Origin of the sequence: Thermoanaerobacter ethanolicus JW 200, from assembly GCF_003722315.1 — a bacterium.
GTDB classification, from domain to species: domain Bacteria; phylum Bacillota; class Thermoanaerobacteria; order Thermoanaerobacterales; family Thermoanaerobacteraceae; genus Thermoanaerobacter; species Thermoanaerobacter ethanolicus.
Genome location: NZ_CP033580.1, coordinates 1,746,793 through 1,760,434 on the forward strand (window position 1 = coordinate 1,746,793; position 13,642 = coordinate 1,760,434).

General features: G+C 34.4%; 12 protein-coding genes and 1 pseudogene. All 13 read left to right on the forward strand.

The window, feature by feature from the left end:
* Nucleotides 1–277 precede the first annotated feature (277 nt).
* The 13 genes and pseudogenes from ltrA to EB239_RS08745 all read left to right on the forward strand — a co-directional run bounded on the left by ltrA (nucleotide 278) and on the right by EB239_RS08745 (nucleotide 13,598).
* Nucleotides 278–1,689 (forward strand): annotated as a pseudogene (gene ltrA / locus EB239_RS08685) (group II intron reverse transcriptase/maturase).
* 101 nt (nucleotides 1,690–1,790) lie between these two features.
* Nucleotides 1,791–4,424, forward strand: a complete 2,634-nt coding sequence (alaS, locus tag EB239_RS08690; protein ID WP_003869795.1) for an alanine--tRNA ligase — start codon at nucleotides 1,791–1,793, stop codon at nucleotides 4,422–4,424.
* A 77-nt stretch (nucleotides 4,425–4,501) separates the two neighbouring features.
* Nucleotides 4,502–4,759 (forward strand): IreB family regulatory phosphoprotein, encoded by a 258-nt coding sequence (locus EB239_RS08695; protein ID WP_003869796.1) that lies wholly within the window; start codon nucleotides 4,502–4,504, stop codon nucleotides 4,757–4,759.
* Nucleotides 4,760–4,814: 55 nt separating this feature from the next.
* On the forward strand, nucleotides 4,815–5,234 hold the full coding sequence (gene ruvX / locus EB239_RS08700) for a Holliday junction resolvase RuvX (RefSeq protein WP_003869797.1): 420 nt from the start codon (nucleotides 4,815–4,817) through the stop codon (nucleotides 5,232–5,234).
* Between the two features lie 79 nt (nucleotides 5,235–5,313).
* Nucleotides 5,314–5,601: a DUF1292 domain-containing protein gene (locus tag EB239_RS08705; RefSeq protein ID WP_003869798.1), complete on the forward strand. Its 288-nt coding sequence runs from the start codon at nucleotides 5,314–5,316 to the stop codon at nucleotides 5,599–5,601.
* A gap of 225 nt (nucleotides 5,602–5,826) precedes the next feature.
* Entirely contained in the window at nucleotides 5,827–6,267 is a 441-nt protein-coding gene (locus tag EB239_RS08710) for a Fur family transcriptional regulator (protein WP_003869799.1), read from the forward strand.
* Between the two features lie 177 nt (nucleotides 6,268–6,444).
* Nucleotides 6,445–8,109 (forward strand): ribonuclease J, encoded by a 1,665-nt coding sequence (locus EB239_RS08715; protein WP_003869800.1) that lies wholly within the window; start codon nucleotides 6,445–6,447, stop codon nucleotides 8,107–8,109.
* A gap of 17 nt (nucleotides 8,110–8,126) precedes the next feature.
* On the forward strand, nucleotides 8,127–8,456 hold the full coding sequence (locus EB239_RS08720; RefSeq protein WP_003869801.1) for a YlbF family regulator: 330 nt from the start codon (nucleotides 8,127–8,129) through the stop codon (nucleotides 8,454–8,456).
* A complete protein-coding gene (locus EB239_RS08725; protein ID WP_003869802.1) occupies nucleotides 8,457–8,927 on the forward strand; it encodes a QueT transporter family protein in 471 nt (156 codons plus the stop codon).
* A gap of 84 nt (nucleotides 8,928–9,011) precedes the next feature.
* The gene (gene mltG / locus EB239_RS08730) at nucleotides 9,012–10,067 is read left to right on the forward strand and encodes an endolytic transglycosylase MltG (protein ID WP_003869803.1); all 1,056 of its coding nucleotides are present in this window, start codon (nucleotides 9,012–9,014) and stop codon (nucleotides 10,065–10,067) included.
* 12 nt (nucleotides 10,068–10,079) lie between these two features.
* Nucleotides 10,080–10,718 (forward strand): O-methyltransferase, encoded by a 639-nt coding sequence (locus tag EB239_RS08735; RefSeq protein WP_003869804.1) that lies wholly within the window; start codon nucleotides 10,080–10,082, stop codon nucleotides 10,716–10,718.
* Between the two features lie 2 nt (nucleotides 10,719–10,720).
* Complete coding sequence (locus EB239_RS08740; RefSeq protein ID WP_003869805.1) at nucleotides 10,721–11,938, forward strand: peptidase U32 family protein; 1,218 nt, start codon at nucleotides 10,721–10,723, stop codon at nucleotides 11,936–11,938.
* A gap of 52 nt (nucleotides 11,939–11,990) precedes the next feature.
* On the forward strand, nucleotides 11,991–13,598 hold the full coding sequence (locus EB239_RS08745; protein WP_003869806.1) for a peptidoglycan D,D-transpeptidase FtsI family protein: 1,608 nt from the start codon (nucleotides 11,991–11,993) through the stop codon (nucleotides 13,596–13,598).
* Nucleotides 13,599–13,642: the final 44 nt, after the last annotated feature.

The window sequence follows — 13,642 nt, forward strand, 5'->3', positions numbered from 1 at the left end:
ACCAGATAAGAGGCTGAATTGGGGTGGATGAGTTTGCGTAACAAAACGAAGTCCAACACTACCCGAATCCCATACAGTAAATCTGGCAGATATATGAGATGAAAGTTATCGTTCTTACCCGGGGAGGTCTCAAGGATAAGTCATGGAAGTAAAATCTGAAGTGACAACCCATGCAGTGATGTATGGCTGAACCTTGAGAAGTCAGCAGAGGTCATAGTACTTATCTAGACATGAATAGATAAGGAAGGACCGAACGTTAGGAGGTTTTGGAAATCTTATGGACTCGAAAGATATGCAGAGACTGCAGACAACTCAACCAAGAGGCTATCCGTTGAATAGAGAAATGGAATTTCAAAAGACAACGGAAGTGCATAGTATATCATCGGCGTCGGAAGATGGAAGAAACGAAGTACAAAGATATACCAGCAAGATGCTTGAAATGATAGTAGAACGAAGGAACATGGAAGCAGCATACAAGCGCGTTGTTGCAAATAAAGGAAGCCATGGAGTCGATGGGATGGAAGTAGATGAACTTCTACCGTATCTCAAAGAAAACTGGGCAACCATAAAACAACAACTGCTGGAGGGGAAATACAAACCACAACCAGTGCGAAGAGTAGAAATTCCCAAACCAGATGGAGGAGTAAGACTACTAGGAATACCTACAGTACTAGACAGACTAATACAACAAGCAATAGCCCAAATACTAAATAAAGTCTACAACCATACATTTTCAGATAGCAGTTATGGATTCAGACCAGGACGCAGTGCAAAAGACGCAATAAAAGCCGCAGAAGCATACATAAATGAAGGATACACATGGGTTGTAGATATGGACTTAGAAAAGTTCTTTGACAGAGTAAACCACGACATAATAATGTCCAAACTAGAAAAGCGGATAGGAGATAAAAGGGTACTAAAGTTAATACGAAGATACCTAGAATCAGGAGTAATGATAAACGGAATCAAAGTATCAACAGAAGAAGGGACACCCCAAGGAGGGCCATTAAGTCCCCTATTAGCAAACATAATGTTGGACGAACTAGACAAAGAACTTGAGAAACGAGGGCATAAATTCTGCCGATATGCAGATGACTGCAACATATATGTAAAAAGCAGGTCTGCAGGAAACAGAGTAATGAAGAGCATAAAGAAATTCATAGAAAGCAAATTAAAACTAAAAGTCAACGAAGCAAAAGTGCTGTAGATAGACCATGGAGAAGAAAATTTCTTGGATTTTCATTCTATACAAAAGAAAACGAAGTAAGAATAAGAATCCATGAAAAATCCATCAAAAGGTTTAAGGAAAAAGTAAGAGAAATAACCAATCGGAACAAGGGAATAAGCATGGAAAACAGAATAAAAAGACTAAATCAAATAACAACAGGATGGGTCAACTATTTTGGATTAGCAGACGCGAAAAGCATAATGAAAACCCTTGACGAATGGATAAGGCGAAGACTAAGGGCATGTATATGGAAACAATGGAAGAAGATAAAAACGAAGCATGATAACTTAGTAAAACTAGGAGTAGAAGAACAAAAAGCCTGGGAATACGCCAATACAAGGAAAGGCTACTGGAGAATATCCAATAGCCCAATCCTAAATAAGACTCTTACAAATAAATACTTTGAAAGCATAGGTTATAAGAGTTTATCCCAAAGATATCTAATTGTACACAATTCCTAATGAACCGCCGTATACCGAACGGTACGTACGGTGGTGTGAGAGGACGCTGAATAAAATAATTATTCAGCTCCTACTCGATTGTATCAAAAAGGAGGATTTTTATGGAAAAACTCGGGATGAACGAAATTAGAGAAAAATTTTTAAGCTTTTTTGAAAGCAAAGGGCACCTGAGACTACCAAGTTTTTCTCTAATTCCTAAAAATGATAAAAGTTTATTATTAATTAATTCTGGAATGGCTCCTTTAAAACCCTATTTTACAGGAAAAGAAACTCCCCCCAGCAAACGAGTAACTACTTGCCAAAGATGTATAAGGACACCGGATATTGAAAGAGTGGGTAAAACAGCACGTCACGGTACTTTTTTTGAAATGTTGGGTAACTTTTCTTTTGGTGATTATTTCAAAAAAGAAGCTATTCCGTGGGCCTGGGAATTTGTAACAGAAATTTTGAAGTTGCCAGTTGACAGGTTATGGGTATCAATTTATGAGGAAGACGATGAAGCATTTGAGATTTGGAATAAAATAGTTGGGTTACCTCCTGAAAGAATTGTGAGGATGGGGAAAGAAGATAATTTCTGGGAGATTGGCACAGGACCTTGTGGCCCCTCTTCAGAGATTTATTTTGACAGAGGTGAAGAAAAAGGCTGTGGGAAGCCTACTTGTGGAGTTGGCTGTGATTGCGATAGGTTTATTGAATTCTGGAATTTAGTTTTTACCCAGTTTAATAAAGACGAACGAGGAAATTATCACAGGTTGCCAAATCCAAATATTGATACAGGCATGGGACTTGAGAGGATAGCCACAATAATGCAGGGAGTCGACAGCATATTTGATGTAGACGTAATAAGAGGCATTACTAATTTTGTGTCTAAGATTGCGGAAGTAGAATATGGAAAAGATGCAGAAAAAGATGTGTCTTTGAGAGTTATCACTGACCATATAAGAGGGATAACTTTCATGATATCAGATGGAATTCTGCCTTCTAATGAAGGAAGAGGCTATGTTTTGAGAAGGCTTTTAAGAAGGGCTGCAAGGCACGGTAAATTGCTGGGGATAAACGATACCTTCTTGTATAAAGTGGTTGATTCAGTCATAGAAAATTATGGAGAGGCATATCCTGAAATAATTGAGAGAAAGGACTATATAAAGCGAATAATCAAACTGGAAGAAGAAAGATTTAAGGAGACAATAGACCAAGGACTTACAATTTTACAAGATTATATAAGCGAACTAAAAGTACAAGGAAAAACCGTATTAGAAGGTTCTAAAGCTTTTAAACTATACGATACCTATGGGTTCCCATTGGATTTAACAAAAGAAATTTTGCAAGAAGCTGGCATTACTGTTGATGAAGAAGGATATACAAAGGAGTTGGAGAAACAAAGGATAAGAGCGAGAAGCAGCAGAAAAGAAGATAATAGTTTGTGGGAACAAGACATATATTCTACTTTAGGAGATATTAAAACAAAATTTGTGGGATATGATACTTATGAAAGCGATTCAAAAGTTTTAGCTATTGTAAAAGATGAAGAGCTTGTTGAGGAAGCAGAAGCTGGAGATGATGTGAGTATCATATTAGATGTTACTCCTTTCTATGCTGAAAGTGGTGGGCAGATAGGAGACAAGGGAGTTCTAGAGAATGAAAATGCTTTGATAAAAGTAAATGACTGTAAAAAAATAGGAGATAAGTTTATACACACTGGAACAATTGAAAGAGGTTTAATTTCAGTAGGAGATGAAGTAAAAGCTCAAATTGATGTGGTAAGTCGAAGGAATGCTGCAAGAAACCACACTGCAACTCATCTTCTTCATAAAGCCCTAAAGGAGATTTTAGGCGACCATGTTCATCAAGCTGGTTCTCTTGTGGCTGATGATCGATTAAGATTTGATTTTTCACATTATCAAGCGGTGACTAAAGAAGAGCTAAAGCAAATAGAAAATAGGGTTAATGAAAAGATATACCAAAGTTTAAATGTTCATATTGAAGAAAAAACTTATGATGAGGCAGTGAAAGAAGGGGCTGTTGCGTTATTTACAGAAAAGTATGGTGATAAAGTAAGGGTTGTAAAAATTGATGATTACAGCATGGAACTTTGCGGTGGAACTCATGTTAAAAATACTAACGAAATAGGGATTTTTAAGATTGTATCTGAAAGTGCAGTTGGTGCAGGTTTAAGAAGAATTGAAGCTTTAACAGGACTTGCTGCAATAAAATATTTAGGAGAGAAAGAAGAAATATTAAAAGAGGCTTCTGATTTATTAAAAGTCCAAGATAAAGAGATAATTTCAAAAATTGAGAGTTTGCAGCAAGTTTTAAAGACAAAAGATAAAGAGATAGAACAATTAAAAATAAAAATGGCTTCTATTTTGGCTGATAGTTTAATCAATTCTGCTATTTCATTAGATGGTATAAAAGTAGTGGTTTCAAAGGTTGAAGATTATGATAGTGAGGCTTTGAAGGCATTAGGAGATATTTTAAAAGATAAATTAAAAATTGCTGCAGTAGTATTAGCATCTTCTACCCCAGAAAAAGCTATATTTGTCGGTATGGCTACTAAAGATGTTGTTCAAAAAGGGATAGACATGGGAGCTATTATTAAAGAGGTGTGCAAAGTATCTGAAGGAAATGGCGGTGGAAGACCAGACATGGCTCAAGGAACAGGCAAAAATCTATCTAAGGTAGATGAAGCGTTAAACAAAGCGATAGATATTGTAAAAGAACAGTTAAAAAATTGAGAAAAGCTTGACTAGCCAAGTAAATATAGGTTATTATAAAGTTGATGGTAGTTAAATGTATCTAGAGGTGATATATTATGGTAGATAAAAACGAACAGACTCTGAGGTATCACGTTACAACTGATAGAAAAACTGTTAAAGAGATATTGACAGCAGTGTATGAAGCACTTTCTGAAAAAGGTTATAATCCAATTAATCAAATAGTAGGTTATATATTGTCTGGGGATCCTACTTATATAACCAGCCATAAAAATGCGAGAAATTTGATAAGAAAAATTGAAAGAGATGAATTAGTAGAAGAACTTTTGAGAGAGTATTTGTCTTCCCAAAAATAAGAAAAATGAAATTGCCTCACTTTGTGTGAGGCAATTTTAGAATGGAGAGGTTTCTTTGAGGATTATGGGTTTAGATGTGGGTGATAAAACAATCGGGGTAGCTATCAGTGACTTATCAGGCACAATTGCACAGGGACTTACTACTATTAAAAGAAGTAGTAACAAAAAAGATTTTGAGAGAATAAAACAAATAATAAATGAATATGAAGTGGGAATGATAATTGTAGGATTACCTAAGAATATGAATGGCACTTTGGGGCCACAAGGACAAAAAGTTGTGAGATTTGTTGAACACTTGAAGGAAGCTATTAATATACCAATAATATTGTGGGATGAAAGGCTTACTACAGTAGAAGCGGAGAGGGTTTTAATAGAAAAAGCTGATATAAGTAGGGCAAAGAGAAAAGAAGTAATTGATAAGCTGGCTGCAGTTCTTATACTTCAGAACTACTTAGATTCACAAAAAAATAAATAAATTTTTATTAAAAACTTGACAGTCTTTTTGGTATGTTATACAATTACATTATCTTGAAGTAGAATTGAGGTGAAATAGTATGGAACCAGAAATCATTCAGCTAATCGACGAGCACGGCCATGAAGTAGACTTCGAACTTGTAGCATCATTTGACCTTGACGATACCAGGTATGCAGTTGTGGTCCCTGTCGATGGTGATGGAGAAGATGCTTACATCCTGAGAGTGGAACAAGATGAAAATGGCAATGATATTTTTGTAGGGATTGAAGACGAAGATGAGTTCAATGATGCTGTCGAAGCATACAATGAGCTGATGGAAGAGTATGAAGAATATTATGATGATGAAGATTTTGACGATGAAGAGTAAATTAAAATTAGAATGAAATTAATTAAGATATACCGTTTTGGTATATCTTAATTTTATATACCCACAAAATTTAATTTCTATGTAAAAGGGAAATTGGATTCTCAATTGAAATATCTCTGTCCACTATAAAATTTGATATTTACTAAAAAATCGAAAAAAATATTTGACAATTGAAAATGAATATCATAAACTAATATTAGTTGATATTATTTGGCGGTGATTTAGATGAATGAAATTGAAAAATTTAAAGAAAAATTAAAAGATAAGGGATATAAGTTGACAACTCAAAGGCGTGTGATATTGGACGTCATTATGGAAAATAGGGATAAACATCTTTCCTCTGAGGAAATATATGACCTTGTAAGGCTAAAATATCCTGAAATAGGGCTTGCTACAGTTTATAGGACCCTTCAGTTATTTGAGGAATTAGGTATTGTCTATAAATTAAATTTTGACGATGGTCGAAATAGATACGAGCTATATCATAATGAAAACCATCAGCATCATCATTTGATTTGTTTAAAATGCGGAGCAGTTATAGAAATGGAAGGAGACCTTTTGGAGAATTTAGAAGAGGCAATAGAAGAGACTAAAGATTTTGAAATAATAGATCATAATGTGAAATTTTTTGGTTATTGTAGCAAATGTAGGAGCAGGTATAATTAAACTTATAGTGAGATTTTGGATTTTGTTTAAGAAATAATTTACATTAATAGGGTTGAAGTATTTTTTCAAATAAAGTATAATTAATATTAACTGGTGTAAGGTACGGGTAAGTTTTTTTGGGTTTTTGGGGGAAAATAAAATTAAAGCTAAAAATATCTAATGAAAGGAGATAAGTATTTGGCACACAAGGCAAAACTTAAAATCATTCCTTTGGGCGGGTTAAATGAGATCGGCAAAAACATGACTGTTTTTGAATTCGGAAACGACATTATAGTTGTGGATTGCGGTCTCGCTTTTCCAGATGATGAAATGTTGGGAATAGATTTGGTCATTCCCGACATTACTTATTTATTGAAAAATAGGGAAAAGGTTAAGGCAATTGTTTTAACACATGGTCATGAAGACCATATTGGAGCTTTACCATATGTCTTAAAGCAACTTAATGTTCCTGTATATGGGACTCGTCTGACTATAGGTTTAGTAGAATATAAGTTAAAAGAGCATGGTATTTTAAAAGATAGTAAATTGATAACGGTGAAGCCAAGAGAGATTGTCGAAATTGGTCAGTTTAAAGTGGAGTTTATAAGAACCTCTCATAGCATTGCAGATTCTGCGGCTTTAGCTATTCATACTCCTGTTGGGACGGTTTTCCACTCGGGGGATTTCAAAGTAGACTTTACCCCTATAGGGGGAGAAATACCAGACTTACACCGCTTTGCCCAGTTAGGGGAAAAAGGTGTACTAGTAATGCTATGTGATAGTACCAATATTGAAAGACCGGGTTATACCATGTCAGAAAGGACAGTGGGAGAGACTTTTGACAGTATATTTAGAAAAGCAGAACAACGAATCATAGTGGCAACTTTTGCTTCTAACATCCACAGAGTTCAACAAATTATAGATTCTGCGCACAAGTATGGAAGAAAGGTTGCTATTTCAGGCAGAAGCATGTTAAATGTAGTTAATGTAGCGATGGAATTAGGCTATTTAATTGTTCCTGATGGCCTTTTGATTGATATTGATGAAGCCAATAAATTGCCTCATGATAAAGTTGTCATTATAACGACAGGCAGCCAAGGGGAACCTATGTCAGCTCTTACCAGAATGGCTTCTTCTGAGCATAAAAAAGTAGAGATTGTACCGGGAGATACAGTGATAATTTCTGCTTCTGCTATTCCGGGAAATGAAAAACTTATTTCTCGCGTCATCAACCAATTATTTAAAAAAGGTGCCAATGTAATTTATGAAGCATTGGCAGATATTCACGTATCGGGTCACGCCTGTCAAGAAGAGATTAAGCTACTTCATACATTAATAAAACCTAAATTTTTTATTCCTGTTCATGGAGAATACAGACATTTAGTTCAGCATGCTAAGCTTGCAGAGACTTTAGGAATGCCTCCCCCAAATATCTTTGTAGTAGATAATGGGACAGTATTAGAGTTTACAAAAAATTCTGGAAGGATTGCAGGAACAGTAACAGCAGGGAAAGTGTTGGTAGATGGCTTGGGAGTTGGAGATGTAGGGAATATCGTTTTAAGAGATAGAAAACATTTGGCTCAAGATGGCTTGTTAGTAGTGGTGGTTACTATTTCTAAAGAGACTGGAGGAATTATAGCGGGTCCCGACATAATTTCCAGAGGATTTGTATATGTGAGAGAATCAGAGGATTTAATGGAGGAATCCAAAAATATTGTCAGAGATGTGTTATCAAAGTGTGAGAAAGAGGAAGTTAGCGAATGGGCTACTATAAAATCAATGATAAAAGACAATTTAAGCAGCTTCTTATATGAAAAAACTAAGAGAAATCCTATGATATTGCCAATCATAATGGAAATTTAACCAGGAGGCTCTTAAATATGAACGTCTACGACAAAGCTTATGAACTGGCTAATGCCATAAGACAGTTGCCAGAATACAAAGCTTTTAAAGAGGCGTATCAAAAAATAAATGAAAATGAGCAAAATAAGAAAATGTTAGAGGATTTTAGAAAAAAGCAATTAGAGATTCAAGCTAAAGAGTTGTCAGGTGAAAAAGTGGATCCTAAAGAAAAAGAAGTGTTAGAAAAGCTATGGGAGATATTAAATCTTAATCCAGAGTTAAGTTCGTACTTGTCTTTAGAATACACTCTTGGCAAGATAATGGATGATATACTAAAAATAATCATGGAACCGATGGAGATGAAGTAGATGAAAAGAATAGATACTAAGTACATTGTAAAAGCAGGAGCCATTGCAGCTATTTACTTTGTTGTTACTATTCTTTTGGGCAGTGTTTCTTATGGCCCTATTCAATTTAGAATATCTGAATCTTTAGTTGTATTACCCATGGTAGAGCCGGCAGCAATATGGGGGGTTTTTATAGGATGTTTATTAGCCAATATAGGAAGTCCTTTTGGACTTCTCGATATTTTAGGTGGAAGTTTAGTGACATTACTTGCTGCGTACCTTACATCAAAAACTAAAACTTTTTACAAAGGCATATTGCCTCCTATAATACTAAATGCTCTTATTGTTTCAATATGGGTAAGTTATTTCACGAAAATGCCCTATTATCTTGTAGCTTTGTATATCGCTTTAAGTGAAGCTATTGTGACAGGTGTATTTGGGTATGTAGTGATTGCAGTATACAAAAGATTAAAAGATAAGTATTCTTTATAAAAACAGGTAAGCGGAAGGCTTACTTGTTTTTATTTTTAATTAATTATATAATTTAGGTATACCTACCCAAGGGAGAGAAATGTAATGAATAATGTCGAATACAAAAGAAAAAGTAGATTTGCTGTGGTAATAACGACTATAATTTTTTTGTTTTTCTCTGCTTTTGTATACTATCAAAGCTTTTTTCAACCAGTAACTACAAAAAGTGATGCGCCTCAAAAGATTATAAATATTCCAAAAGGGTATTCTACCGTGCAAATAGCTAAGGTGTTAAAGGAGAATAATTTAATTAAGAATGAGTGGTTTTTTATATGGAGAGCAAAAGTTTTAGGTGCTGATGGAAAATTACAAGCAGGAAAATATCTTTTAAGCCCTAACATGACTACTGATCAAATAATAGAAAAAATATTTGCAGGTAAAGCACAAAAGGATACAATAAAAGTGACAATTCCGGAAGGTTATTCTGTTAAAGATATAGCCAATAAGTTATCGCAATTAGGCTTAGTAAATAAAGATAAATTTTTAGAAGTTGCACAAAAAGATACTTTTAACTACGATTTTTTAAAAGACATACCTAAAGATAGACCAAGTAGATTAGAAGGGTATCTTTTTCCCGATACTTATCAAATACCTATAGAGGCTGGCGAAAAAGAAATAATAAATATTATGCTTAAAAGGTTTCAACAAGTTTATAATAGTACTATAAAGGATAATGCAAAATATGTAGGAATGACACCTGATCAAATTGTGATAATAGCTTCTCTGATAGAAAAAGAGGCTGTGGTAGATAAGGACAGACCTCTAATTGCAGGTGTTATATACAACCGTTTGAAAAAACATATGAAACTACAAATAGATGCTACTGTACAATACGCATTAGGGGAACACAAGGATAAGCTTTTGTACAAAGATTTGGAGGTAGATTCCCCTTACAATACCTACCAACACTATGGACTTCCTATAGGTCCCATTTGTAATCCTGGACTTAAATCTATTAAAGCAGCTCTTTTTCCAGCTAAGCATGACTTTTACTATTATGTTGCAAAGAAAGATGGGTCTCATATTTTCAGTATAACTTATGAAGACCATTTAAAAGCTCAGAAAGAAATTGAAGCAAATGAAAATAATAATACTAAATGAAAGGGTTGAGTTATGGAAATAACTCCAAATGATATAAAATTTATAAGATGGATAGCTCATAAATTTGGATATCCTTTAGATGAGATGGAGAAATATGCCTACGAAAATTATATCCCTATTGCAAAACCGGAGGTCGCTGATTTTTTAAGCTTTATTGTGAAGCTAAAAAAGCCTAACAATATATTAGAGATAGGTACTGCTATTGGCTATTCTACTATAATAATGGCAAAAGCTTATTCAGAAGTTAGTGTAGTCACTATTGAAAGGGATATAAATTTGGCTGAAATAGCTAAAGAAAATTTTAAGAAAGCAAAAGTAGAAGATAGAATCGAGCTTATTTGTGGAGAAGCACAGCAAGTTCTTCCAAATTTAACTAAGATGTACGATTTGATTTTTGTAGATGCGGCGAAAGGGCAATATATAGAATTTTACAAAGAACTGAAAAGACTTTTAAGCAAAGAGGGCGTAATCTTGTGGGACAATATTTTGTATAAGGGATATGTTGTAAATGAGAAAAATGTAAAACATAAGAGAAGAACTATTGTGTACAGAATGCGAGAATTTATAGAAATATTATATCAAGATAAAACTTTGTACACGGTAATTTTGCCTTTAGGAGACGGATTAGCGGTAAGCTTTAAGGAGGAATAATCATGTTAGAGCTTTTGGCACCAGTTGGAGATTTGGAAAGATTAAAAATAGCTATAAATTACGGAGCAGATGCGGTATATTTTGGAGGGAAACATTATAGTTTAAGGGCTTCTGTTGGTTTGACTCTTGAAGAGATAAAAGAAGCAATAAAATATGTGAGGAAAAGTGGAAAAAAAGCATATATTACTATAAATATCTTTCCCCACAATGAGGATTTGGAAGGATTGCCTGAATACATTAAATCAGTTGTTGACCTTGGCATAGATGCTATTATTCTTTCTGACCCAGGGATTTTTTCTATTGTAAAAGAAGTAGCTCCTGAAGTAGATGTTCATATAAGTACGCAAGCAAATAATGTGAATTATAAAAGTGCTCTGTTTTGGCATAATTTAGGTGCAAAAAGAATAATTTTGGCAAGGGAACTATCTTTAAAAGAGATAAAAGAGATAAGAGAGAAGACACCAAAAACTTTAGAATTAGAGGCATTTGTCCACGGGGCTATGTGCATTTCTTACTCAGGAAGGTGCCTTTTAAGCAATTACCTTACAGGAAGAGATTCTAATAAAGGTGAATGTGCACAACCTTGCCGGTGGAAATATTATCTTGTAGAAGAAAAAAGGCCAGGAGAGTATATGCCCATTTTCGAAGATGAAAGGGGCACATATATTATGAATTCTAAAGACCTATGCATGATAGAGTACATTCCAGAACTTGTTGAGGCTGGAGTTACAAGTTTTAAAATTGAGGGAAGAAACAAAAGTGCCTACTATGTTGCTGTAGTGACACGGGCTTACAGAAAGGCGATTGACGATTACCTTGAAAAAGGAAAAGATTATGTTTTTGACAAAAAACTTCTTGAAGAGGTTTCTAAAGCAAGTCACAGAGGATTTACCACAGGGTTTTATTTTGGCAAACCAGGTCCTGATGCTCAAAATTATGAGTCTTCAAAATATATACGGACTCATGATTTTGTAGGAATTGTTAAAGATTATGACCCAAATACAGGAATTGCTGTTGTAGAGCAAAGAAATAGGATGTTTGTGGGAGATAAAATTGAGATTATGGGTCCTAAAGTAGAGTTTGAGCAGCAAATTGAAAAAATGTGGGATGAAGAAGGAAATGAGATTGAAGTAGCTCCCCATCCTCAAATGATAGTGAAAATTCCTGTAAAGTATCCTGTAGAAGAATTTTTTATACTGCGTCGAGAAATTAAAAATTAGGTTAAAACTTGCTCCTTTTGGGAATACTTTTTCCTGAAAGGAGCAAAGTTTTATGGAAAATAGAAATTATAGGATTGTTTTTTTGAGGGTAGTTTTGTCAATTTTAACGTTAACATTGATTTTTAGGCTTTTTTACATTCAGGTAATCAAAGGAGATTTTTATTCTCAAAAAGCAGTGGAACAAAAAATTAGAAGCTTTAAAATTTTGGAGAGAAGAGGAGAAATATACGACAGGAATATGATTCCTTTTACTGATAGAGAATATAAAGAATATATATTTGCGATACCTAAAATGTTAACTGACAAAGAAAAAGCCGCTAAGGTTATAAGTGAAATTGCCGCAGTAAACTGTGAGGATGTGTTAAAATCCTTAAAAAGTGCAAAAGATTATGTGGAATATGAAGTTAAATTTAACTCAAACAACAAATTACCTATAGGCATTTTTAAGTTAGCTTTGCCTCAAAGGTATTCGCAAAATTCTTTAGCAAGACATGTAATAGGGTATGTAGGAGAGAAAAAGATGGGTTTAGAAGATACTTTTAATGAAATTTTAAATAGCAAAAGGGAAGATAGCATTGCAGTGTTTACTGATGGGAATAATACTGATTATATAAAAGGGTTAGGAGTAAGGTTAAAAACTTCTGGAAAAGAAGTTTTGGGGGTAAAAACTACTCTTGATTATCACATACAAAAGTCAGTAGAAGATGCTCTTGACAAGAATATGGTAGATGGAGCAGCAGTGGTATTAGATATAAAAACAGGTGATATACTTGCAATGGCAAGTAGGCCTAATTTTGACCAAAATAATATTCAAGCTTATTTAAATAGCTCTAACGAAGAATTTATAAACAAAGCTGTCTCAATGTATCCACCTGGCTCTATTTTTAAAATTGTAATAGCTGCTGCAGCGTTAGAATATAATAAAGTGAATTTACAGGATACTTTTTATTGCAGTGGTAGTTATGATATAAATGGAATAGTATTTCACGATTACAAAGGAGAAAGTCATGGAGTAATAAACATGGTAAAAGGTTTTGCAGTTTCCTGCAATACTACTTTTATAAAGATTGGGCAAATAACAGGGGCCAAAAATATTTTGGAGATGGCGAGAAAATTTGGAATAGAAAGTGATGATGGTCTGCCAATACCTGAGCAAATAGGGAGATTGCCTAAATTGTCTGATACTTATGGAGCAGGTATTGGGAATTTGTCAATAGGGCAAGGAGATGTGCTGATGACGCCTCTTCAAGCAGCTGATATCGCAGCGACAATAGCTAATAACGGTGTTAGGAATGTTCCACGTTTAGTGACTGCAATAGTTGATGAAGAAGGGAAAGAAATTGAAAAATTGTCTCAGAAAAAGTCTTACAGAGTGATAAGCGAAAAAACAGCCAAAATTTTAAAAGGAATGATGAGAGAAGTGGTTATTGACCAAGAAGGGACAGGAAAAAGGGCTGAGACTACCTATGGCAGTGCTGGTAAAACAGGTTCTGCTGAAGTTAGCAAGGAGCTAAATATATATCATGCTTGGTTTACAGGTTTTGTTCCTTTTGATAAGCCTAAATATGCAATTTCGATTTTTGTAAAAAATGGAGATACTGGAGGAACTAAAGCTGCCCCTCTTTTTAAAGAAATAGCGGAGGAAATAATGAAATATTGATGTACGTGCACCATTTTGTATAAACCTCATATAATAGATGTGTA

Excerpts from the sequence above, each read along its gene's own strand:
- EB239_RS08735 (WP_003869804.1), top strand. The coding sequence starts at position 10,080 with ATGGAAATAACTCCAAATGATATAAAATTTATAAGATGGATAGCTCAT.
- alaS (WP_003869795.1), top strand. The coding sequence starts at position 1,791 with ATGGAAAAACTCGGGATGAACGAAATTAGAGAAAAATTTTTAAGCTTT.
- EB239_RS08725 (WP_003869802.1), top strand. The coding sequence starts at position 8,457 with ATGAAAAGAATAGATACTAAGTACATTGTAAAAGCAGGAGCCATTGCA.
- EB239_RS08705 (WP_003869798.1), top strand. The coding sequence starts at position 5,314 with ATGGAACCAGAAATCATTCAGCTAATCGACGAGCACGGCCATGAAGTA.
- EB239_RS08720 (WP_003869801.1), top strand. The coding sequence starts at position 8,127 with ATGAACGTCTACGACAAAGCTTATGAACTGGCTAATGCCATAAGACAG.
- EB239_RS08710 (WP_003869799.1), top strand. The coding sequence starts at position 5,827 with ATGAATGAAATTGAAAAATTTAAAGAAAAATTAAAAGATAAGGGATAT.
- EB239_RS08745 (WP_003869806.1), top strand. The coding sequence starts at position 11,991 with ATGGAAAATAGAAATTATAGGATTGTTTTTTTGAGGGTAGTTTTGTCA.
- EB239_RS08740 (WP_003869805.1), top strand. The coding sequence starts at position 10,721 with ATGTTAGAGCTTTTGGCACCAGTTGGAGATTTGGAAAGATTAAAAATA.
- EB239_RS08695 (WP_003869796.1), top strand. The coding sequence starts at position 4,502 with ATGGTAGATAAAAACGAACAGACTCTGAGGTATCACGTTACAACTGAT.
- mltG (WP_003869803.1), top strand. The coding sequence starts at position 9,012 with ATGAATAATGTCGAATACAAAAGAAAAAGTAGATTTGCTGTGGTAATA.